The sequence below is a fragment of the Brevibacillus sp. HB2.2 genome (assembly GCF_013284275.1).
Lineage (GTDB): Bacteria > Bacillota > Bacilli > Brevibacillales > Brevibacillaceae > Brevibacillus > Brevibacillus brevis_D.
In genome coordinates this window covers 25,784-48,343 of the sequence record NZ_JABSUV010000004.1, presented here as the reverse complement: position 1 = coordinate 48,343, position 22,560 = coordinate 25,784, and the positions used below count along the sequence as shown (strand labels likewise).

Sequence of the window (22,560 nt, the reverse complement as noted above, 5' to 3'; positions counted from 1 at the left end):
TTGCACTACTTCTCTATCGGCTCTTTATCACTGGCCTTTTTGTTGGCTATTTGATTTCCCCATGGAGGTTCGGCTCTCATCAAGTGCCGTATAAAATAATCCCATTTTCTGCGTATAAAATAAGGCTCCATAGAAAATCCGTGATGTCGGTTGGGCAATATCAGCATGTCAAAGTCTTTATCCGCTTTAACCAATGCATCCGCCATCCGAATCGTTTGGGAAGGATGCACATTATCATCCATATCGCCACTCACCAGCAAGAGCTTTCCTTTCAGATTCGCTGCCAGACGAGCATTGTCTTGATCTCTGTACAAGACCGGATCATACAATCCTTGATAGCGTTCTGCCCATGCTGCTATATACAGCCGTTGATCATGATTCCCACACGCGGAAACAGCAACCTTGTAACAGTCAGGAAATGAGAGAATGGCCCTTGTCGAAGCGTAGCCTCCCCCTGACGAGCCCCAGATGCCTACCCGGTCAACATCCACATACTGGTGGCGCTCAGCCAATTGCCTTACCGCTGCCACATGGTCAAGCAAGCCTCCTGCTTCCTCCAACTTTCTGTCTGAGACGTCATGGAATGCTTTCGAACGATAAGGTGTTCCCATTCCATCCAGAATCAATACGATAAAGCCCAGCTGCGCTAATGACTGTCCACCACCCAGCGGGTCATGGTTTCGGCCTGGATCGAGTGCGAAAGCTTTCGGTGTGTTGATGATCTGTGGTCCCCCGTAAATGTAATCGACAACCGGATACTTGCGGGAAGAATCAAACGGGAATGGACGCAGCATCACCCCATAAAGATCAGTCACGCCATCTCGTGCCTTGACGGTAATCCTTTCTGGAAATTGGTACCCCATCTCGAGCAGCATTTCCACATCAGCGTACTCCAATTCTCGAATGAGGCTGCCATCTACCGAGCGGAGAACAGTTACTGGCGGGAAATCAACCCGCGAAAACGTATCGACGAAATACTTCATAGTGGGAGAAAACACAATATCATGCTCTGCATCTTCAGGTGTTAGCAACGACAAACCAGTTCCATCCAGACGAACGCGATACAGGTGTTGATAATAAGGATCGCGTCCTTCCTCAAGCCCCCCTCCAGTGATGTACACCCATCCCTGCTGCTCGTCCACTGCCATCAGCCTACGTACCGTCCAGGGGCCCGATGTGATCGGATTGCGAATCGCTCCCGTTTTGCCATCGCAATGGTAGAGGTGGCTCCATCCATCACGCTCTGAATGCCAGATGAACGAGCCATCGGCCAATAATCGAATATTCGGATTAGACGCTCCGAGATTATGCAGGTCTTGGTTCAAAAACGTATCGCTTTGTTCTCGCAGTAGCGTGCAAACCTCACCAGTGCAAGCATCCGCTACGGAAAAATCGACCGAACGGGCATCACGGGACATCCGGGTGATATAGATCTGTTTGCTGTCGGATGACCATCCGGCCATTTGCATCCCCGGAGTGAGGGGTGAGACTGGGCATGCCTGTAAAGGCTCGCTTTCAATCCGGACTACGGTTCGACTTTCCAGATTACAGATGACCAGCTCTGCCAATGGTACGTATTGATCGCCAACTAGTGGATAACGGTACGAGTGCAGTACCGGTCTGGCCCCCTCCCCTTTCGGAACAGATTGGATCAGATGCATCTCGCGCACCTTTCTTTGGTCAAGCCTATGGGTCAGCAGCATCTTGGAATCGGGTGACCAAATCACCACTGGAGGAAGCTTACTGCCATTCAATCGCTCCGCCACGGTCGAGAGCCTACATTCAGGTTGGGTTCCGTAATCATAGTAAGCCTGGCCGTCATAGGTAAGCCTGATACGCCTTCCGGTTTCGAGCGATCGAACATACAAGTTGTGATCATATACGAACGCCACCCATTTTCCATCTGGAGACGGCCGTTCATCCATCGACGGCTTTTTAAAATGATCGATGGGCTTGCAGCTGTATTCCTGTAAATCACAGTTCCAAACCGTACCGTCCATCTCAAACTGGAATACCGATCCACTCTCAGTAAACATAAGTTCCCCAAGTGGCAACGTTTCTGCGCTATACGTTTTGCCTGCATTACCTGACAAACAGACAGCTAAGCGTCCGTGATCGAATGCTGGCTGACTCGTATTCTGTTCAGCATCCACGATCACATATTGCCTGCCAGTCCCCTTTTCCAGACGTAGTTCACGGATGTACCAGAACTGATTCCCACTGATCCAGTTTGGCCTGATAAAAGCATTGAATATTGCATCGTAATAATTGGCGGGATGCAAGCGTTGTGCCCTCTCATACTGTTCCCATGTGACAACATTCTCCATGCCAATCCCCCTCTTTCAAAGTGAGATACAAGAATCATGTGCTTCACATTTTCGAACGAAAAATTTCCTTAATTATCCATTTGTTACATACATACGTAAAGAGCGCGATAATATATCTCCAAATTTACTATTTTAGCACCTGACACGTGAATTTTTTCAAATGAAGAAAGAGGCGATCTCTCGCCTCTTCGCTCCTAACATAGATTTTATTCCTCTTCCGCAATCATGGTTTGGTTCCTACCCGCTCTCTTCGCCTTGTACATGGCCTCGTCAGCTACATGCAGCAGACCTTCTGGAGAAACAGCATGAGAAGGATAGTGCGCAATGCCTTGTGATACGGTTAGTCGCTGCCCGATTGGGTTTGTCCGTGTTTCCAAGGCACGACGTATTCGTTCGGCTACCTGATAGGCCTCCTCCAAACCAGTATGAGAAACGAGGACAACAAATTCCTCACCGCCAAAGCGACAGCTGACATCCTCAGGCCGAAGGGAGGAAGAAATGATTTTCGCAAAATGCCTCAACACTTCATCTCCAGCCTGATGGCCATATGTGTCATTAATGGCTTTAAATCGATCAAGGTCCATCATCATAATAGAAAAGGGGATTTGCTCCGCCATCCATTTTTGCATGGTTTCCTCGAGTGTTCTTCGGTTCGTTAGCCCTGTCAAAGGATCTGTTCGAGCATCGTGGGTCAATTGCTCCGTCTTCTTTTTGATATTGGTTAAGGCAAAGCGAATAGCACGAGATAACAGCTCAGCCTCTCGATTCCAATGCTGGCTACCCTCAGAGAGTTCCACCTCTTGTCTCCCGGCCTTACTCACAAGATTGGCCAAAGATACGAAGGGTTTGGCTATTTTGCGCGCAAGCCCGATCACAACCAGCATTAATAATAAAAAGGAAGGCAACATATACAACAAAACGGATTGAATATCACGATTTACTTGTTCTTGAACAACACTGATAGGTGACACGACAACGACACCCCAGTCATTCTCTGGAACCTTTACGTACGCAGCTAATACTGTCTGTCCCCTCAAGTTGACCATCTGTTCATAGCCATTTTTCCCTTGGATCAGCTTGCGTACGGCTGGATTGGCACTGATATCCTCTCCGATCCGGTTTGAATCACGGTGGAACAACAAATGACCATCAGAACCTACGATGTAAAAAGAGGAACCTAGTTCATCTGTTGGATTACTTCCAAAGATCGTATTCAAAATGTTATCTTCATGAAGATAAATCGTTCCCCCGATAACCCCCCGGTAAATCCCGTCTTTATCAAATATGGGTTCGCTCATCAATACAATGAGTCGCTTCGTACTTGATGTTACGTAAGGTTTGGAAATGTATGGCTTTTTTACAGCTAATGCCATTTTCGCCGTTTCCGTTTTAACATAGCTTCCTACTGTACCAATAGATCCGGGAGACACACTTTGAACACGTCCCGTTTCATCTACCACGGTAACCGAATTAAAATAGTTGTTTGTACGACGGATCAACTCAAGCTTGGAATATACCTCATCCGCAGTCATCTCGTTCCGATTGGAAAAGATGCTCGCCGAATACTGTAAGCTACTGCGCATGGATTTAATCAAGGCGTCTAGGGTATGACTCATTTTGATTGCACTCGTGTGATTTAAGGTCAGCGTCGTGTTAATTAGTGCCTGTTTTTTGGATTGATAGAATGAGAGAAGTAGGATGGTGACAGTCAGGATAACGGATAAAGAGACTAGTCCTGTTAAAAGTGTCACCAGGCTAATCCTTTTCGGGCGGCTTGCTCTTTTTTGTAAGACAGGCATTGGATGCCCCCTTGTATTTGGCATATAGCTATTATGCAACAAATAAAAAATAGTCTAACACTTGATAATATTCATTTCAAGTATACAAGAAAGTTCAAGTAGCCGACCTTGGCTTGGGGACATAAAAAGGCCACCTTTGTCAGGTGGTAGTTTCCGCATATATCATCTAGGAGACCCGAAAGCTTTGTCTTCTCATCCACATCGTTGCAACCCACTTTTCTCCATGGATCACTTGTGCACCTGCATGCAAAGTGAACTCGTTTACTTCTTGATTTCTATAAAAATATTCAAAGTAGACAGCCATGCCTTTAGTGGGAAAAACAGATAAATGAAGCAAAGGGAACACCGTTTCTCCGCCTTGTTCCACATCATTCAAATACATCACGAGCGTACTAATGCGATTGTTCGTACTTGCGCGACTCGTTTCTGCAAAGAAATCATAATGAGGTTTATATTCTTGGCCAGGAGTATATCGTAGAACTTGTAAGCCATCTCCATGCTCAATCGGAATGTTCATGATTTGAGAGATTCGCTTCTCGATCCTTGTAATTGTCTCCGTCTGCTCGCAGAACACCCCGCTGCTCGTTCGAATAGAATTGACTGAACGATCTTCGCCTATTTTTGAGCGTTGCAATCGTTCTCTGGAATGTTCAATTAGCTCATCGCATTCGCTATCGCTAAGCACATTTCCTAACACGACAACCAGCGGTTCCTCATACTTGGCAAGAATTCGAATCTCTCGATCTTCTGTCTTGATCCTATTTCCAGTCTGATCAAATATCGTCCGTTCTTTCCCAGTCGTGTGCCCTATCATCGCTATGCACCCCATATATATGACATCCGTCGCAAAAAACAGAATACCATAAAATGGGTAAAACCAATCAATAAACTTTAGAAAAATCAAAATATTTTTAACACCCTCATCATAAACAAAACCCGTCTCCTATATGTGAAGAGACGGGTTTGCCCTATTGAAAGCACCTTCTAAGTGACATCTTTCTATATGAAAGGTTATTTTCATGCTTCCTTTTGTTTTTGAACGTGGTACATATTCTTCCGGAATACACTGATCATGTATCCGCATACCCCACCTATAATAGAAGGCAACAGCCAGCCCAAACCAACGTCATACAGTGGAAGGTACTGAGAAAAATAATGATAAACAAAACTATTTTCGACTCCAGCAGCCTTTAAGCCATCAAACAGACTAATCAGAAAAGTGAAAAACAAACTCCCTTGATACACTTCTGGTCTGCCATTGAATGCTTTGTGCAGAAACGTCAAGAAGAGTAACGAGATCGCAATCGGGTACATGGTCATTAAGACCGGAACGGAGACCTTAATGAGTTGCGTTAATCCAATATTAGCAACGAGTGTACTGAAAACAGACAAAATAACCGCAAATTTTTTGTAAGAGATCTTTGGAAACAACGAATGAAAAAAAGTAGAGCAAGCTGTAATAAGCCCTACACTTGTCGTCAAACACGCCACTGTAATCATTAATCCCAATAAAATGGCACCGTAAGAACCAAAGTAGTAATTGGAGACTTTCGCCAAAACCTGAGCGCCATTTTCTAAGTAGCCCAACTTTTCTACACTAGAGGCACCCATAAAGGAAAGTGCGGTATAAAAAAGGGCGAGGAGTAAACCGGCTATCATTGTTGCTTTTGCGCACGTAGCCAAAACTCGTTTTTTGGCAGTAATACCTTTTTCTTTAATCGCATTCACAATGATCATTCCAAAAACAAAAGCTACAAGCGCATCCAAGGTCAAATACCCTTCTTGAAAGCCCTTGAAAAATACATGGGACGTGTAATCTGCTTGCGGGGCTTGAAGGGCTCCAATTGGATAGATAATAGCCGTTAACGCAATAATTCCGATAAATGTCAATTTAATCGGAGTTAAGATTTTTCCGACTACATGGATAATTTTCATAGGATTGAGCGATAAGAAGCACGCAATGGCAAAAAATAGGATGGTAAACAGAATCAAGGGTGCCGGACCTGCCTGTTCTGATAGAAAAGGCTTTACCCCAATATCAAACGATACATTGCCGGATCTAGGTATCGCAAAAAACGGACCGATTGCCAGATACAAAACAATCGTGAATACCATTCCGAATACGGGGTGCACGCGACTGGCCAAGGAGCGCAAGTCGTCTGCTCCCGAAAAAACAAAGGCTGTGATCGCTAGTAAAGGCAACCCAACCCCTGTAACCAAAAAACCTGCATTGGCTATCCATACATTTGTTCCGGCTAATTGCCCAAGCATTGGCGGAAAAATTAAATTACCCGCTCCAAAAAACAAAGCAAATAACATGAATCCGATCGTAACGACAAAAGAAACTGGTGCTTTCTGTGACACAATAATCCTCCTAATTGTTCTCTATCTCTCAATCATAAATGTTCGTTCAGATGACTGCTTACCCAACCCTCATTTATTCATTCTGATACTATACTCCAAATAAACATTCTTTTCAAACACATCATACTTCAAAGTACCGCTCGCAAACTTACATCCCTGTTACAGTTTACTATAAGTACCCCCATATCGCATCTGGAAGTACCTTCCCTAGAAACCAAAGCATCAAGGACTTTAAAAATATTTCAGAAAATATTTATTTTTCTTAACTTGAAATCAATTAGCAATCTTCCTTATAATTACATTCAAACCTATTAGTTCCATTCCTCTAGAAAGGAGGTGTACACTCATGAAAAAGGTCGTAAAAGTAGCAGTAAACAAGAACAAACAAGTGCAAGAAATGAAAGCATTGAAATGGCGCGTAGTTGTTGATGTTTGCTTGTAAGAGAGTCAAAAAGCATACATGTTTTCCATAAATGAAAAACGTTAGGAAGGAGGGGATTGCCCATGAAAAAGGTAGTGAAAGCACAACTTTCTAACAATCAAAACGTTCAAGAAATGAAATTGCTTTTCCATCCAATTATGACACTTGCGTGTAAAAAGTAATCGATCGTTCAAGAGCACCTCGTGTGCTCTTGAATTTTTTACATAAGGTTCTCGCTTTCCAGGCAGTAAGCAAACATGACGGGACGGTGCAGATTATGAACCAAGCGGTTTTGTTGGAAAGATACCATCAGTTGAGAGAACTTGCCGAGGATGCAGACACATGGCTAGAATCAGAGATCGGTTCCGATCTTTGGGTGGATGGAATTAACGTATTTTTAACGGTATCACCAGAGGATTTCATTGAGGGACTTGAGCGATTCGAGAGTAGCTATGGTTTTAAGAGCCATGAAATTGTTAACACGATTCTTCAATTTCAACGTTATTGTAGAGAAGCATCTGCGGATGGTGAATTTCCTTTATACCAGGCTCTAGCAGTTGGGATGACCTGGTTGAGCTTACAGCCTCAAATAAACGGCAGCTATTTCAACTTGCCTGTTCAAATTACCAATCACTCCATCGCTTTGTTGTTAAGTCCAACCTACTTAGCTGTTTGGGCACATAGTTACAATGAAGGCATTGGATTATATTTAGATTTACATTCGACGCTACCCACGTTATTCCGACCCGAGCATGGACGGATCTATCAAAATGCAGGATCCTATTTGGAGGGAACGCACATCAAGTTTCCTTTTCAAAATTACTTCCACGAAATTGCTCATATCCTCTTCTTCCATGACGTCTATCAACGTGTATTAGGGAGCGAAGACGAATGTAGAAGCTACTGGACACATATCGAGGCTTGCATTTACGGACTTGAGGAGCAGGTGCTCGCTGAAATGATGGAAGTCCAACCAGATTTGCATGCCATCGATGATGGATTCGGAAGCAGTAAAGGTTTCGAGGATTTTATCTCTTATCGCTTTGGAATTCTTGGTGCGCAAGAGAATCATTCGATACCAAAAGACACGGTTCGCACTTACATCAAAAGAAACATGCAATTAGGCGAAGCGAATGAAAACATCCCTGATAATGAGGTAAAAGCGAAGATTCTTGCTAGCCATAAGCTAGATGAGGAAAGATTAGAAGAGCTCGATACTCACTGCAAGGCATTTGCTACGGCATTGCAGGTACATAGCTTGTGGGGAATCAAAAGCTATCGACGAAACTCGATCCCAGCGTTTCGTGAAGTGGTAGAGCTACTCTCCCCTGATGCGTACTGTATGCAAAAACTCGAAGAATCTATGCGACCAGATTCATGGGGGACATTAGAGGATTTGTTATCAAAAAATCCGTTCGATGAGATATGCTCGCAAACAAGGGAAAAGAATATTCACGTATGGAACTGGCGTGATACCCTGTCTCGCTTGGCAGAAATGCGCGGTTATTTGGCAAACGCGAATGAACCTGGTTACGGTGAGACCAATCAAGAGCTGTTTCAGATAGCAAATCGTTTAGCTAGAGTCATTCACGAGGAGAAACAAAAAGAGGGCCCAGCAGAGCAGCATGAGAGCCAGTACGCGGACATGAAACGAGAAATTAGCGAAGCATTAAACCGATTGCCTAACGTGGAAGTACGCGACCACTTGCACAATCTTCTCTCCAAACCCTATTACTTTGTGTTAGAACCCAATTAATAGCTGACTATGAATCAAAGACCGGCGATATTTCCTATGTTGGTCTTTGTTTTTTTATGTATACATATCCCGCGATGACATTCAGATTTTATCCTTTTTTAAGAAATCGTTTAGGGTTTGTTTTGAACTTGCGTTTAGGATGGGGGTAAGACAAATTATTCAGATGGGAGCGGTTTTTACATGCTTGAGATGAATGAGAAGATTCCCCTTCCCCCTCCTCGTGTGATAATAGTGAGGTACATGTTTCTTGTCCTCGCATGGGTGTTTTTTGCTTTCATTATTGTTCAGGTATCACTGGCAGGTCTTGGGCTATTCGTCAACGGAGAACATTGGGAAATGCATAGAACCTTGGCTCAATATTTTGCACTGCTTCCTGTCGGCATGTTGGTTCTCTCTTTCCTTGGAAAGCTGCCCGTACATCTTCGGTGGATTTGTCTCGGATTGTACCTCATGATCGTTGCGCAGTTCCTTACCGTTATTTACTCCTCTCACTTAGGAATCCTCTCTGCGCTTCACCCGGTCATTGCCTTGTTTCTCTTCTGGGGATCTCTTACCACCGTAAAACATGCTCATCATTTAGGGGGGAAATAGGCATGAAACTTCCTAAAATTTGGTGGGCGTTATTTCTTGTATCTCTAGTGGTTATCGTTCCATTTATGGCTCCCTATTTAACATTCGATCCTGCAAACAGTCGCATCACGATTATTTCCGGTTCTTTTCAATATCCTTTATTAGTTGCTCATATCGTGTCTGCTTTCATTGCTCTTCTCACTGGTTTTTTCCAGTTTGTCGATCGAATTCGCCTGAAGAACCCAAGGATACATCGTTTTCTTGGAAGGGTTTATGTGTACAGTGTGTTTATTAGTGGACTACTCTCTTTAGCGAGTATCTTTTATGCAGAAAATTTCATGAAGGCAACAAGCTTCCTGATCTTATCCTTGGCTTGGTTATTCACTTGCTGGAAAGGGTACCGTACCGCCATCAACAGGCAATATGAGGAACACCGAAAATGGATGATTCGCAGTTTTGGAATGACATTAGTTGCCGTAAGTGCGCGTCTGTTGGTGCCAGTATTACTGCTTCTGTACTTTATTTTACACGGTTTTTCTCTTCCGCATGGTATGGAAACCGTTATTGGAGACGTATTGAATGTAAACATTTGGGCTGGGCTTATTCTTAATTTTGTTATTGTCGAGTGGGTTATTTTGAAGAAATAAGTTGGCTTCGTCACGCCACATCAGCTGTGGAGTGGTAGCGCAAAGAAGGACTATCTCGATCGTTGAATCGGGATAGTCCTTCTTATATTCGTGAGACACGGCTTTCCCTTCAGGAATCAGAAACCGAATTAGGAAAGTCACCTAGAAATACGAGTTTCGATACTGACTACGTTTGCTTTTTTCAAGTGTCTTGATCAGCAAATACTTTTGTACGCCCTTAGATTCGGCAATAGCCCGTTGGCCGTAATGTTCTGCTTCTGCCATGTTTCCTTGATGATAGGCCACTTCAGCATTGAGTAATAACTGGTAGATACGGCTTTTGATCGCGGATCGGTGTTGGTTGTAGGTATCTTGGTTGTTTTTTAGTAGCGATAAATGTGCGAAATAATAATGTCGATGCTCGATTGAATCAATCTTTCCGAGTGCTTTTTCTACTAAATCGTTGTTGCCGCGATGGAGTTCTACCACTACGGTGATGTAGGCGCGAAGCTTATCGGATGTGATTTTGGCTAGTTCCTTCTCGGCTTCCGCTTCGTTGTCGTGTAGATAGGCGTACAAAAAACGATAGTAAGGTTGTTTTGAATGTTTGACGTAGCGTTCAACTGTATTCATGTTGGTGCTGAATTTAAAAATGTACAGGTCTTTGCCAATGAGAGGGACGAAAGCGATTATGAAAAAGGTGATCCATACGATTGGGGTAGGTTCTATGTCTAGGAAGAAGATCGTTAAGCCACCTGCGGCTCCGAGGAGGAGCATGGTTAGTAGGCTTCGTAGAGTGGAAGACATGAGGGTGGTGCTCCTTTTCTTTTTGGAAGTATTCTTTTAGTCTAGCATAAGAGAAAGAACATGCATCCAAAAATTAGGGCAAGGGTCATTTCCGGATTGCGATTCTTCACTCAATATTTCTTCTAACCCCAATGGTACCCAGGTTCAAAACATGCAGAAAGAAGCAGAACGATTAACTTTTTCATTAGATTCAAAAGAATACTCAATCCCTATTCAAAAGGTTGACTCCATTAATAGATACCTTGAACAACTCGATCAAAGTGATCGGGAAACCGAGTTAAAACGAATTTCTCTGATCATGCATTTTCTCCAAATGAAAAGAATCTCGCAATCTTACTTGGAAAAAATGAAGGTACAGATGTTGTCCGAAATAGTGTAATGATTTAGTATCCCAATACTTTCGTTAAATTGGGAGAATGACACAACATTAAAGATAGGCATGCCTGATCTGGCTGACTATTCGTTTGAAACACTTAAACAATGGCAGCAAAAAGAGAATAAAACAAAAGAAGTTACATTAAGTATTAAGTGACTGTAAAAAAGGCTTCCTAAATTAGGAAGCCTTTTTCCCCATTCCTCCTTCCAATTGAATCCCTGATCTTTTGTAGTGCCCTTTTTCTTTCTCAGTAAGCGATGAGTCACCTTTTTTCATAAATAAAATAAAACCATTCTGGAATCCTAACACACAAGGAGGTGAAGCATAAGAAGGTCATACGAGGGTATCTGAAATAGCAAGGTAGGGAAGGAAATTTGATTAGAAGCGCAGCAATTGAAAAAATGTTGTGGAGTATTGCCTTACCAGGGTTTGGTCAATTATTGAACGGAAAGTACGTAAAGGGATTAACCATGCTGGCACTAGAATTCATCATCAATCAGAAATCCCACTTAAACCAGATCATCGTCGCAAGTTTTCAAGGTGACATCCCGACTGCCATTCGATTGACAGATTATCAATGGCTGATGTTTTATCCATGTGTATACATGTTTGCTATCTATGATGCATACCGGGATACCTTTTCAGCTGATATTCCCCCGTACTCCGTTTTTCCGTTTGCCTTGGCTGCCTTTTTCGCAACAATAGGTGTTATTTATTCCCCTATTTTCTGGATCTTTGGGGTACTATTGGGTCCTGTATGGTTACCCATGTTATGTTGCTTTTTGGGTATTCTTGTAGGAAGTATTTTGCAGTTTATTTTCAGAAAACTAACTCAGGGCATCCATAAACAGGAAACATAGTTTGGTTCATTATTGGCGAAAATTTAAAGGAAACATTCATTGGACGGAGGGGTTCTTTATGGAAACCATAGTGGAGGAGCAAACGACTCCATTTCAACAATTAAACAATGAACATGATAAATTAACGTCCGCCGAGCAAGGAAAGCTTTGGGCTACATATGTTGGAAATACCATGTCGGTTTGCGTGTTGAGTTATATGCTAAATCATGTTGAGGATCAAGAGGTCAAGAAAATACTCGAACACTCTTTACAATTGTCTAACCAATTTTTACAATCGCTAAAAGGAATATTTGCAAAAGAAAACTACCCGCTTCCCGTAGGATTCACAAATGAAGATGTCAATATAACCGCACCAAGATTATTTGAAGATGAATTTTACCTTCATTACCTGAAATATGTTGCTAAGGCAGGAATAAGCCTATATGGGATCGCAATCCCTTTAGTTACAAGAGATGATACTCGAGAGTTTTTTACTTCATGTATCAATCAAACAGTCAACCTCATTAATATCGTAAATACTGCATTGCTTAAAAAAGGACTGTTAATCAAACCACCTTATATTCCGTATCCGGAAGCAGTGGATTTTGTAGAGAAACACAGTTATCATAATGGTTTTTTTGGTCGTGTTCGCCCCCTGCAGGCTCTTGAGATTACGCATCTTTACGATAACGTTGAAAATAATGCGACAAGCAAAGCCGTATTGGTTGGCTTTAGTCAGGCTGCGAAATCTAATCAGTCAAAGGCTTATTTTCGGCGAGGGGAAGAAATAGCTTCCAAGCATTACGATACTTTTAGCGGGATTCTGCAGGAGGAAGGTTTAACATCCCCTCCCATTCTTGATCAGTTGGTGACCACCTCCACTTCTGCACCTTTCTCAGATCGATTAATGCTGTTTCATAAGTTGGATATGTATGCAGTTAGAATAAGGGCTTATGGTAATGCAATATCTATGTGCGCAAGGCATGATGTGGCAACGAAATACGCTCGTTTTCTTGTCGAAGTTGGAAATTATGTCGAGGATGGATCAAATCTCTTGATTGAAAATGGTTGGCTGGAGCAGCCGCCTCAAGCTGTCGATCGAAATGCCCTTGCCTCTAATAGGCATTAATCCTTCCGCCGAGTGGTGAAATTTGAGGAAGAAGTGCCCATTCTGATAGCTCTTTCACCACTTGCTGCCTAATCCAATGACGCCAAATAAAGCTATGGCTCCTACCCGGTTTGGGAAGGAGCCATAGTTTTATTTTTAACCGTTTGAAGTTCTTCAGGATTGAAAAAACGACCTCTCCAACACTAGCAAACTGTAATATATAAAAAAACACCCACAAGGGGTGCATAATTGATATGTAAGGTGGAGGCGGGGGGATTCGAACCCCCGTCCGAAAACAGCGATACATGAGCATCTCCGAGCGCAGTCACTCATTTAAATTTCGGTACCGGATTCGCGGAGTGACGCGCTGACCCGTTACCTAGCCTGATTGATCTTCTTCCTTTGGCTCCAGGCGGAAGCCTCCGGCGTATCCCACTAAAGTTGAGCGCTAGTCATGCCACATGGGCGATGGAATGGTAGCGCCTCACTGGTTATTAAGCAGCGAGAGAAAGTTGTTTGTTGCCAGTTAATGGCGTTCCGCGTTGTTGACGAGGTCCGCAGCCCCCCGGCTCGCTTCTCATGCTCTACCATCCCCGTCGAATCCAGAACGCCCCCAGGTAGGTAAGAAAAAGTCTAAGTGAAGAGCCATTAAATCCGCACCTAGACTGTATTGTAACAAACAGTGTATTGGCTTTTTGTTGCTTATTAAATATAGCACAGGCGACAACCAAAACTCAACGTTGATTGCTGCCAAGCCTGCCAGTGCGATCCAATCAGCCTTTTTGGCGTTCGCGCAGAGCACGCTCGATATCACGCGCAGACTCTTTTTTCTTGAGGTCTTCACGCTTGTCGTAGTTCTTTTTCCCTTTGACAAGTGCGAGCTCGACCTTGGCCCAGCCGCCCTTCAAATAAATGCTAAGCGGGACCAGCGAGTACCCTCTTTCGCGAATCAGACCATTGAGCTTGAGGATTTCCAAGCGACGCATCAGCAGCTTGCGTGTCCGCTCTGGCTCATGGTTAAAGCGATTTCCCTGCTCGTACGGACTGATGTGCACATTGTACAGTAGCAATTCGCCATTCTGCACACGGGCGAAGCTGTCCTTGAGCTGGACACGTGACGCACGCACGGACTTGATCTCCGTACCGGTCAGCTCAATGCCTGCCTCGTATACTTGCTCGATGTGGTAATCGTGGCGCGCTTTTCGGTTTTGGGCGATTGTCTTGGTTCCGGCCTTATCTTTTGACATGGAGATCACCTCACTTGTACGTACTGCGTTTCGTACCAGTTAGTCTAGCAAATTTTGCCCATTGTGGCAAGTCATTTACCCGGTAAATAGGCAACCCCGAAAAGGGAAACAGATCGCTCCGCGTGCTTTTCGGGGTTTAAACAACTGTTTAACGGCGTTTCCGTTTCACCTGACTGGCTACATTTTTACGGGTCTTTTTCTTGGACTTGACGAGATCCTCCCAGAATCCCTTCTGGCGTTTCGCTGGGGTATCTCCTTCTCCTGCACCAATTGGCAGCACTTCTTCACCGCTCGATGCTTTGCCCGATCCAGCGCGGCTAGGTGGTTTGTTCCCTTCCGCTTTGCGGCGATCCTTGTATTTCTGACGGATTTCCGCTGGATGCTTTTTGTCCTTTTGTCGATCTGGTCTGCCTGGGCGATCTGGACGATCTGGACGATCTGGACGGCCTGTACGTGAACGATCTTGTTGCTTGCCACGTGTCGGCTTACGATCCCCGCCGCGACCATCTATTACGCGAGGCGTACGCTCACGGCTACCGCGGAAGCCAGCCTTCGGCATCCCGACGATTTCGAAGTCGATGGTGCGCTCATCCACGTTGACATTCGCTACACGTACCTCAACGACATCCCCGATTCGATACTGCTTGCCTGTACGCTCACCAACCAGTGCAAATATTTTCTCATGGTAATGATAGTAGTCGTCGGTCAAAAAGCTGACGTGCACCAAGCCTTCAATGGTATTAGGTAACTCGACGAAAATCCCAAACGAAGTGACGCTGGAGATGACGCCTTCGAATTCTTCTCCCACTCGCTCCAGCATGAACTCCGCTTTTTTCAGATCGTCTGTTTCACGCTCGGCATCCACAGCCAACCGTTCACGCTGTGACGTATGCTCCGCGATTACTGGCATTTGCTCTGCCCAGTACCCGAGACGTTTTTCTGAGATTTGGTTCCCCAGCTCGATCCATTCGCGAATGCGTCGGTGGACGATTAGGTCGGGATAACGGCGAATCGGTGAAGTAAAATGGGTATAAAACTCCGTAGACAAGCCGTAATGCCCCAGGCTTTCCGCGTCGTAGCGCGCTTGCTTCATCGAACGGAGCATGACGGTGCTGATAATAATTTCTTCCGGCGTTCCTTTTACCTCTTCCAGCAACTGTTGCAATGCACGTGGATGAACAGAATTGCCCTTCCCGCGGATCGAGTAACCAAAATTCGTGATGAACTCCATGAAGGCCATGAGCTTTTCAGCATTCGGGTCTTCGTGAATCCGGTACATGAACGGCTGCTTCATCCAGTGGAAATGCTCCGCCACTGTTTCGTTGGCAGCGAGCATGAACTCCTCGATGATCTGCTCCGCAATCGATCTCGTACGGAAGCCGATTTCTGTAGGGGTTCCCTCTTCATCGACGTAAATTTTCGCTTCACGGAAGTCGAAGTCAATGGCGCCTCGCTGCATCCGTTTTTTACGCAGCTTCAAGGCCAGCTCTTTCATATCCTCAAACATCGGAACGAGTCTGCTGTACTTCTCGGTCAAGGCTTCGTCCTTATCTTCCAAAATGCTGCGTACATCTGCATACGTCATGCGCTCATCTGTACGAATCACGCTCAAAAAGAGGTCGTACTTGACGGTGTTTCCGCCCGCATCCATCTCCATATCGCAGGAAATCGTTAATCGATCTACCTGCGGATTGAGACTGCATATGCCGTTGGACAAGCGATGTGGCAGCATCGGGATCACGCGGTCAACTAAGTAGACACTGGTACCGCGACGATACGCCTCATTGTCCAGCTGAGACTTTTCACGAACATAGTAGCTGACGTCAGCGATATGCACGCCGAGTCTTAGGTTTCCGTTTGGCAGCCTCTCCAGGGAAACGGCATCGTCCAAGTCTTTGGCATCCGCACCGTCGATCGTAACCATCATTCGCTCACGCAAGTCACGACGACCGCTGATTTCCTCCTCGGAAATCTCATCTGGTGCTGCCTCTGCCTCTGCTAACACGTCCTCTGGAAATGCTTCTGGCAGGTTGAACTTGCGGATGATCGACAGGATATCGACGCCCGGATCGTTCTTATGGCCAAGAATCTCGACGACCTCACCCTCAGGATTCACTCGCCCCTCTGGATAACGAACGATGTTCACGACTACCTTATGACCATCTACAGCTCCGTTGAAGGAGTCTTTCGGGATAAAAATATCTTTGCCGATTCGCTTTTCGTCGGGGATTACAAACGCGTAATGCCTCTCGTCCTTAAATGTCCCTACGACCTGCTTGATCCCGCGCTCGACAATGCGGATGATCTGCCCTTCCAGACGATTGCCGCCCGCTTCTTTTTCCACGCGGACAAAAACCGTATCGCCATGGAGCGCCCCATTCATATCATTCGCATGTACATATACGTCATCCGAGTCAGGTGTCTCCGGGATTACAAATCCGAAGCCCTTCGGATGACTTTGCAGACGTCCACGTACCAGATTCATTTTTTCAGGCACACCATACCGATTCGCCCTGGTGCGGATCACCTCTCCGCTCGCTTCCAGTGCATTCAGTGTTTTCACAAGCTCCTTGAACTTAGCAGAATCCTTGATTCCAAATGCTTCTTCCAGTTCCCTCACCGTCATCGGGTGGTATGCTTGCTCTCGCATAAACGCGAGTATTTTTTCTTGATCTTCCATTCACAAACCTCCTTTTTCGCGTGGCATTCCCGCGTTTCTCTATGACCATCCTATTATGTAGTATTCACCGTTCCCGCATATCGCAATCGGAATAGAGAAAAAGACAGCAAGTTGCACTCGCTGTCTTCCGGCCATTCGTCTATTACGCTCCTGATTTCAAGAAATACCCGAGCAAAATCGCAAAAATCATGAAGCCAACCGCAAATACAACGGTCAGTTTCCCTAAAAGTGCGTCAATCCCGCGGGCTTTTTGTTTGCCCATCAGTTGCTCTGCGCCGCCACCAATCGCTCCGGAAAGGCCGGCACTTTTTCCCGATTGCAGCAACACGACGATAATTAAGCCAATACTTGCGATCACAAGTAAAATTTTCGCAGCCAATGCCATTTTCATTCACCTCAAAACGTATTTCCAAGGCGGAAAAAACCAATACAACAACTTTATCACACTTGTCTGGTAACAGCAACCCGCTAACCCTTCCATTATAAGAGAAATTCTCTCAAATAATATTGACTGTTATAAGGTAGACTAAGAGCAACGTGTTTTTACGAAAAAATGGCAAATTGTGTACTTTCTTTGTCTTGTTGGGTAGTCGCCTTGATATTGTCAAACTTTTGCCGTAAAATTACAATGAAACTTTATAATTCGCTTTGGGAGGTCTTTGTCAGATGGCTGGGTCCAACAAAAAAGACATGAATCAAAACGATGTAATTGATTCCGCGAAGGCCTTTTTCACTTCGTTTGGTATCTTGTTTCTTGTTTTTCTCATTGCACTCGTAGGATCAATCATTTTCCCACCAAAACATGGCGAAGAAGCAAATGGTGGCGGCGCACCAACTGCACAAATTGACGCTGCTGCTGTATTTAAACAAAATTGCTCTTCCTGTCATGGCCAAAATCTCGAAGGCATTGCAGGTCCAAACCTGACAAAAATTGGAGCAACGCTCAGCGCTGACGACATTGCTAAAATCATCAAAGAAGGTAAAGGCGGCATGCCCCCTGGAATGCTAAAGAAACAACCAGAAATTCAAGCGGTTTCACAGTGGCTGTCGGAGAAGAAATAAGTACATAGATAGCCTGTAAGAAAGAAACACCGAAGACTTGTCCTCTTCGGTGTTTTCCGCGTTAATGGGGAGGCTTTTATATATGACCATCCAGATTGAAGCTTTGGGGAAACAAATCCACTCCTCTACGAGTACATGGTTGTTCCGTGACGTAAACGCTAGCATTATGGAGCCTACGATTATTGGAATTCTGGGAAAATCAGGCCAAGGAAAAAGCACCTTGCTTCGTATTTTAGGTCGTCTTCTGCAACCTGACGCCGGTACGGTTTTCTTGGAAAAGAAAGAAATGTCACTGTGGGACCCGAGAGCTTGGCGAATGAAAATCAGCTATGTGGCACAGCAGGCTGTTATGCTGCCAGGCAGCGTGGAAGATAACCTGCGGACAGTAAGTACCCTGCATCAGCGTCCTTTTGATATGAAGCTCGCCTCCGATTTGATGGAGCAGTTATATATGGAAGAAATCGATTGGTCAAAACCAGCCACTCAACTGTCCGGCGGCGAAAAGCAACGGCTCGCTCTCGTTCGCAGCCTGATGCTACAGCCATCTGTCCTGCTGCTAGATGAGGTCACCGCTTCCCTCGATACGAAAAGCAAGCAGGCAGCTGAGCGGCTCCTCGTCGATTTGCACCACCAAATGGGCACGACCTTAATTTGGGTCACGCACGATTTAGAAGAAGCACGAGTCGCTTGCAAGCGCATTTGGTTCATGGCCAACCACCAGCTCGCAGAGGACACGGAATGTGAAGCGTTTTTCCACTCGCCCCAATCCGTGGAAGCTCGTGAATTTTTGCAAGATGGAAATGTCCATGCTGCCCTGAGTGAGGTGCAGCGATGACACATACGTTTACGGGTTCATACATGTGGCTACTCTTTGCCTATGCCTTTGTTTTCATTGCCCTCCTGCTTTCTGTTTGGCAGAAGCTCGGTTTGGAAAAAGACATTTTGATTGGCACCATCCGCTCTACTGTTCAATTGCTTGCGATCGGCTACGTCCTACATTTTGTCTTTGCTGCCGACAGTGTCTGGTTTATATTATTGATCATTCTCATGATGATCTTGGTCGCTTCGTGGAACGCTGCCAGCAGAGCGAAGCAATTAACGGGGATCTTTTGGCGGATCTCCCTTTCACTTGCGATAACACAAATCATCACGCTGGGACTGTTGGTTATACTCGGGCTTGTCTCTCCCACGCCGCAGTACCTCATTCCGATGAGCGGCATGATTATAGGCAGCTCTATGATCGTCACGAGCCTTTTTCTCACGCATATGAACAGAGAAGTTGAAGCCTCTCGTGGGGAAATTGAAACACTGCTGTGTCTGTGAGCCACTACTCGCCAAGCCGTGCATGTGGTGTTGAAGCGCGCCGTCAAAGCGAGCATGATCCCTACCTTTGACACGATGAAAACAATCGGACTCGTCCAATTGCCAGGGATGATGACCGGCATGATTGTCGCGGGTGCCAGTCCCATCGAGGCCGTACGCTACCAAATCCTCATTATGCTCAGCTTCAGCTCCTCTGCTGCCATTTCGGCGGTTCTCATCAGCATGCTCAGCTATCAGCTCTGGTTTACGCGGGACTCCATGCTCCACTCTTAAATGCACACACTGTCGGACCTTTGTTTCCGGCAGTTTTTTTGTTTTTGTAATGAAATGCACCCTGAGTCGTCAAATTACAAGTAGAACGTACAGAAGGTGGTTCAGCTATGGACAAAAACGGTTTAATGGAGCAATGGTTCCTTCGCTATGGCGATGATATTTACAAATTTCTTATTTACTACACAGGAACCCGCGATGTAGAGGACCTCGTTCAAGATGTCTTTTTAAAAGCGCTTCGGTCTCTGGACGCATTCGAAGGCAGATCGCAACCGAAAACTTGGCTATTGACGATCGCGAGGAATACCGCCATCGATCATAAACGAAAGCAACGTCTACGTAACTGGCTGCCAGATAAATGGCTGGCGAATGTAGAAACGGAAGAAAAAACACCGGAAGAAATTCTGCACGTACATGAGGAACAGCAGGCACTTTACCATGCAATCCGTGACGTAAAACCCGCTTTTCGGGAGGTGCTCATTTTGCGTGGAGTCAAAGGACTGTCCTCCAAGGAGACTGCTGAAATACTGGGGTGGTCCGAAAACAAAGTCAACGTGACATTGCACCGTGCCATGAAAGCCGTCAGAGAAATACTTGAGCGTGAGAAAAAGGAGATGATTGGCGATGCAATCTAATTCAGACCATGACTTACTAGCTAAATTGAAGGGGATGCCTGATATGAAAATGAACGGAGAACAAAAGCACGAGATCGTTTCTGCTATTCGCCAAACAAATGTGAGCAAATCTGGGGGGACTGCTTCTTTTCGTGGTTTCTCTGCGCTTGGCAAGGGATTGGCCCTCTGCTCGGTACTTGCTGTGACCGTCTGGCTGGGAGCCTCACTCCTTACGAATCAACCGCAGAGTACAATGCCAGACACCGTTGGGCCTATTGCTCCTGGCTCTCCTACCGCTTCTCCGGGACCAGCTCAAAACAACAGCGTAACAACACAGCCTATTCCGCAGTCAGAGGAGCTCTTGTCACAAATTCGCTCAAATGCTCAAGAAGGCAGAGTCATCTCCCTTCCATTCGTTCTGGAAAAAACGATAGATGATATAGAAAAGGGCTGGGGAAAGCCTGAGAAAACCTACACAGCAAATGGACTGATCTACTCCGCCTATCCGAAAAAAGAAGTCGTGTTTGGCTACAACAAAGGCATGCAGCTCGTAGACATGCACAGGACAGATTCTCGCTTGCAGCAAATTAGCCTGTCTGCCGTCGAAAAGAGCTGGGGAAAACCGAGCCGTATCAGCGAGTTTGGCGATCGTACGATTTATACCTATGACGTGACGAGCAACTATCAGGTCAAGCTAATCTTCCAAGGAACAAAAAGCACGAGCAAGGAAGACCAGATTCTTGTTGAATACCAGCTGTATTACCCGCAAGGAAATAAAAATCTCATGCTTTATGGGAACAATGCCGATTTGTTACAAAGCGTGCGTGATCTCGCAGGGAAAGGCCAAATCTTTGGCAGTCAGTATCGTTTAGAAAAGGATGTATTCGATGACGCGGAAAAAGAGCTGGGCAAACCGGATGTCGTCTCTTTCGTCAAAGGCATCACGTACAATACGTACCGGAATCTCAATCTTGTCTTTGCCTTTAACAAAGGAATGCAGATCGTCGATATTCGTTCCTATGACCCACGCTTGCAAGCAATCACACTTGCCGAGGTGCGTAAAACACTTGGAGAGCCAACAAGCAAAGCCACAACGGGCGGCCAAACCATCTACACCTACAAGGTGACTCCTGATTACGAATTGAAATTCATTTTCTCAGGCATCATGACCGATGATCCAAACACAATCTACATCGATCACGTAAACATTTACTACCCACGTGGAACTTTCAACAACATGGCGGGGTAACCACACAAAAAAGACGGGAGCATCAGTCCCGTCTTTTCTCATTATTTACCGATGATGTAGCCTTCCAGCTCATCCAGTACTTTATTCGCTGCGATTACGCCACCGGAAGTATTCCAGATAGTGTCATCCACTTTGAACGCTTTGCCTGCTTTCACGACGTTCAGGTTTTTCCAGAGTGAATCGTTTGTCCACTCCTGCTCCAGCTTGGAAGCATCGCCTTTGCCTGTTTCGTACGTGAAGTAGAACATGATGTCGCCGTCCATTTCTGGAATGCGCTCTTTGGTTACTTCTGCTGCGAAATCGTCTTTGTCTTGGGAAGCTGGACGTGCCAGGCCAAGGTCTTTGAAAATCGCGCCAGTGAAGGTATTTTTGTAGTAGATGCGAACTTTACCAGGCATGAAGCGTACAACGGATACTTTTGTATTCAGCTTGTCGCCCGCTTTTGCTTTAAACTCTTCTACGCGCTTGTTCCAATCAGCGAGGATTTTTTCACCCTCAGCCTTTTTGTTTACTGCTTCTGCGAACAAGGAGAAGTTTTCTTTCCAGTCGCCGCGTGGCTCTTCCACGAATACGGTTGGAGCAATTGCAGTCAATTGTTGATAAATTTTTTCATGACGGAATTTCATACCCAGAATCAGATCAGGTTTCAGTGCCGCGATTGCTTCCAGATTAGGTTGTCCTTCTGTACCAACTGATTTTGTACCCTCAAGGAAGGACTTGGTGAAATCGTAGAATTGTGTTGGATCATTAGCTGCACCTACAGCCCCTACTGGTTTCACACCGAGAGCCATCAGAGTTTCAGTACCTTGGTTGGTCAACATGACGATACGTTCTGGTGTACCTTTGATGGTCGTTTCGCCCATCGCGTGTTTTACTGTATAGCTTTGGCCGGAACCCTCCGAATTGCCTTTGGCTTGATCAGCAGGCTTTTGTTCAGTTGCTTGCGGAGTACCGCAACCGGTAACAACCAACAAGGTCGCCATTAAGACAGCAAAGAAAGCTTTACCGCCTGCGGTCCGATATGTACGAGAAAACATGATGAAAGGACCCCTTTCCCTTTTCTATAATGAGAATTCATATCAATGACAGAGTCTATCCTACTCCCCTGCCTGTCAAAAGTCA

At 45.3% G+C, this 22,560-nt stretch carries 18 protein-coding genes, 1 other RNA gene and 1 pseudogene; 10 read left to right on the top strand and 10 right to left on the bottom strand.

The window, feature by feature from the left end:
• Positions 1-5: 5 nt before the first annotated feature.
• The 4 genes from HP401_RS03975 to brnQ all read right to left on the bottom strand — a co-directional run bounded on the left by HP401_RS03975 (position 6) and on the right by brnQ (position 6,490).
• Positions 6-2,327, bottom strand: a complete 2,322-nt coding sequence (locus HP401_RS03975) for a S9 family peptidase (protein WP_173604146.1) — start codon at positions 2,325-2,327, stop codon at positions 6-8.
• A 206-nt stretch (positions 2,328-2,533) separates the two neighbouring features.
• Positions 2,534-4,126, bottom strand: coding sequence for a sensor domain-containing diguanylate cyclase (locus tag HP401_RS03970; RefSeq protein ID WP_173604145.1), 1,593 nt, complete (start codon positions 4,124-4,126; stop codon positions 2,534-2,536).
• Positions 4,127-4,292: 166 nt separating this feature from the next.
• Positions 4,293-4,940 (bottom strand): 2OG-Fe(II) oxygenase, encoded by a 648-nt coding sequence (locus tag HP401_RS03965; protein ID WP_015893438.1) that lies wholly within the window; start codon positions 4,938-4,940, stop codon positions 4,293-4,295.
• A 203-nt stretch (positions 4,941-5,143) separates the two neighbouring features.
• Positions 5,144-6,490: a branched-chain amino acid transport system II carrier protein gene (gene brnQ / locus HP401_RS03960; RefSeq protein ID WP_142498167.1), complete on the bottom strand. Its 1,347-nt coding sequence runs from the start codon at positions 6,488-6,490 to the stop codon at positions 5,144-5,146.
• 698 nt (positions 6,491-7,188) lie between these two features.
• Between brnQ and HP401_RS03955 the strand changes: the two genes are divergently transcribed.
• The 3 genes from HP401_RS03955 (at position 7,189) to HP401_RS03945 (ending at position 9,884) form a co-directional block, all read left to right on the top strand.
• Positions 7,189-8,667 (top strand): hypothetical protein, encoded by a 1,479-nt coding sequence (locus HP401_RS03955; protein WP_254456997.1) that lies wholly within the window; start codon positions 7,189-7,191, stop codon positions 8,665-8,667.
• A gap of 180 nt (positions 8,668-8,847) precedes the next feature.
• Positions 8,848-9,258: a DUF6220 domain-containing protein gene (locus HP401_RS29805; RefSeq protein WP_173604143.1), complete on the top strand. Its 411-nt coding sequence runs from the start codon at positions 8,848-8,850 to the stop codon at positions 9,256-9,258.
• Between the two features lie 2 nt (positions 9,259-9,260).
• On the top strand, positions 9,261-9,884 hold the full coding sequence (locus tag HP401_RS03945; protein WP_173604142.1) for a DUF2306 domain-containing protein: 624 nt from the start codon (positions 9,261-9,263) through the stop codon (positions 9,882-9,884).
• A gap of 141 nt (positions 9,885-10,025) precedes the next feature.
• Here HP401_RS03945 and HP401_RS03940 read toward each other — a convergent pair whose 3' ends face one another.
• Complete coding sequence (locus HP401_RS03940; RefSeq protein WP_173604141.1) at positions 10,026-10,670, bottom strand: hypothetical protein; 645 nt, start codon at positions 10,668-10,670, stop codon at positions 10,026-10,028.
• 750 nt (positions 10,671-11,420) lie between these two features.
• On the opposite strand from HP401_RS03940, the gene HP401_RS03935 reads away from it, so the two are divergent.
• On the top strand, positions 11,421-11,906 hold the full coding sequence (locus HP401_RS03935; RefSeq protein WP_173604140.1) for a hypothetical protein: 486 nt from the start codon (positions 11,421-11,423) through the stop codon (positions 11,904-11,906).
• 58 nt (positions 11,907-11,964) lie between these two features.
• A complete protein-coding gene (locus tag HP401_RS03930) occupies positions 11,965-13,014 on the top strand; it encodes a DUF3231 family protein (RefSeq protein ID WP_142498173.1) in 1,050 nt (349 codons plus the stop codon).
• A 238-nt stretch (positions 13,015-13,252) separates the two neighbouring features.
• Here the strand turns inward: HP401_RS03930 and ssrA are convergent.
• The 4 genes from ssrA to secG all read right to left on the bottom strand — a co-directional run bounded on the left by ssrA (position 13,253) and on the right by secG (position 17,305).
• Positions 13,253-13,608: a transfer-messenger RNA gene (gene ssrA / locus HP401_RS03925) on the bottom strand.
• 158 nt (positions 13,609-13,766) lie between these two features.
• Positions 13,767-14,240: an SsrA-binding protein SmpB gene (gene smpB, locus HP401_RS03920; protein ID WP_173604139.1), complete on the bottom strand. Its 474-nt coding sequence runs from the start codon at positions 14,238-14,240 to the stop codon at positions 13,767-13,769.
• Between the two features lie 148 nt (positions 14,241-14,388).
• Entirely contained in the window at positions 14,389-16,920 is a 2,532-nt protein-coding gene (gene rnr, locus HP401_RS03915; RefSeq protein WP_173604138.1) for a ribonuclease R, read from the bottom strand.
• Between the two features lie 142 nt (positions 16,921-17,062).
• Positions 17,063-17,305 carry a preprotein translocase subunit SecG gene (gene secG / locus HP401_RS03910; RefSeq protein WP_007728789.1) on the bottom strand — a complete coding sequence of 81 codons (243 nt, stop codon included), beginning with the start codon at positions 17,303-17,305 and terminating at the stop codon, positions 17,063-17,065.
• Positions 17,306-17,586: 281 nt separating this feature from the next.
• On the opposite strand from secG, the gene HP401_RS03905 reads away from it, so the two are divergent.
• The 5 genes and pseudogenes from HP401_RS03905 (at position 17,587) to HP401_RS03885 (ending at position 21,438) form a co-directional block, all read left to right on the top strand.
• Positions 17,587-17,982 (top strand): YqzM family protein, encoded by a 396-nt coding sequence (locus tag HP401_RS03905; RefSeq protein ID WP_026134028.1) that lies wholly within the window; start codon positions 17,587-17,589, stop codon positions 17,980-17,982.
• 82 nt (positions 17,983-18,064) lie between these two features.
• Entirely contained in the window at positions 18,065-18,817 is a 753-nt protein-coding gene (locus HP401_RS03900) for an ABC transporter ATP-binding protein (protein ID WP_173604137.1), read from the top strand.
• Positions 18,814-19,578: pseudogene (locus HP401_RS03895) on the top strand (ABC transporter permease). The gene HP401_RS03900 and the pseudogene HP401_RS03895 overlap by 4 nt, the downstream one beginning before the upstream one ends.
• A gap of 107 nt (positions 19,579-19,685) precedes the next feature.
• On the top strand, positions 19,686-20,210 hold the full coding sequence (locus HP401_RS03890) for an RNA polymerase sigma factor (protein ID WP_064203217.1): 525 nt from the start codon (positions 19,686-19,688) through the stop codon (positions 20,208-20,210).
• On the top strand, positions 20,200-21,438 hold the full coding sequence (locus HP401_RS03885; protein WP_173604136.1) for a YjgB family protein: 1,239 nt from the start codon (positions 20,200-20,202) through the stop codon (positions 21,436-21,438). The genes HP401_RS03890 and HP401_RS03885 overlap by 11 nt, the downstream gene beginning before the upstream one ends.
• A gap of 41 nt (positions 21,439-21,479) precedes the next feature.
• Here HP401_RS03885 and HP401_RS03880 read toward each other — a convergent pair whose 3' ends face one another.
• Entirely contained in the window at positions 21,480-22,475 is a 996-nt protein-coding gene (locus tag HP401_RS03880; protein WP_173604135.1) for an ABC transporter substrate-binding protein, read from the bottom strand.
• Between the last annotated feature and the right edge of the window lie 85 nt (positions 22,476-22,560).

Coding starts and splice junctions, on each gene's coding strand:
- HP401_RS03975 (WP_173604146.1), bottom strand. CDS start 2,327: ATGGAGAATGTTGTCACATGGGAACAGTATGAGAGGGCACAACGCTTG.
- HP401_RS03970 (WP_173604145.1), bottom strand. CDS start 4,126: ATGCCTGTCTTACAAAAAAGAGCAAGCCGCCCGAAAAGGATTAGCCTG.
- HP401_RS03965 (WP_015893438.1), bottom strand. CDS start 4,940: ATGATAGGGCACACGACTGGGAAAGAACGGACGATATTTGATCAGACT.
- HP401_RS03955 (WP_254456997.1), top strand. CDS start 7,189: ATGAACCAAGCGGTTTTGTTGGAAAGATACCATCAGTTGAGAGAACTT.
- HP401_RS29805 (WP_173604143.1), top strand. CDS start 8,848: ATGCTTGAGATGAATGAGAAGATTCCCCTTCCCCCTCCTCGTGTGATA.
- HP401_RS03945 (WP_173604142.1), top strand. CDS start 9,261: ATGAAACTTCCTAAAATTTGGTGGGCGTTATTTCTTGTATCTCTAGTG.
- HP401_RS03940 (WP_173604141.1), bottom strand. CDS start 10,670: ATGTCTTCCACTCTACGAAGCCTACTAACCATGCTCCTCCTCGGAGCC.
- HP401_RS03930 (WP_142498173.1), top strand. CDS start 11,965: ATGGAAACCATAGTGGAGGAGCAAACGACTCCATTTCAACAATTAAAC.
- smpB (WP_173604139.1), bottom strand. CDS start 14,240: ATGTCAAAAGATAAGGCCGGAACCAAGACAATCGCCCAAAACCGAAAA.
- rnr (WP_173604138.1), bottom strand. CDS start 16,920: ATGGAAGATCAAGAAAAAATACTCGCGTTTATGCGAGAGCAAGCATAC.
- secG (WP_007728789.1), bottom strand. CDS start 17,305: ATGGCATTGGCTGCGAAAATTTTACTTGTGATCGCAAGTATTGGCTTA.
- HP401_RS03905 (WP_026134028.1), top strand. CDS start 17,587: ATGGCTGGGTCCAACAAAAAAGACATGAATCAAAACGATGTAATTGAT.
- HP401_RS03900 (WP_173604137.1), top strand. CDS start 18,065: ATGACCATCCAGATTGAAGCTTTGGGGAAACAAATCCACTCCTCTACG.
- HP401_RS03890 (WP_064203217.1), top strand. CDS start 19,686: ATGGACAAAAACGGTTTAATGGAGCAATGGTTCCTTCGCTATGGCGAT.
- HP401_RS03885 (WP_173604136.1), top strand. CDS start 20,200: ATGCAATCTAATTCAGACCATGACTTACTAGCTAAATTGAAGGGGATG.
- HP401_RS03880 (WP_173604135.1), bottom strand. CDS start 22,475: ATGTTTTCTCGTACATATCGGACCGCAGGCGGTAAAGCTTTCTTTGCT.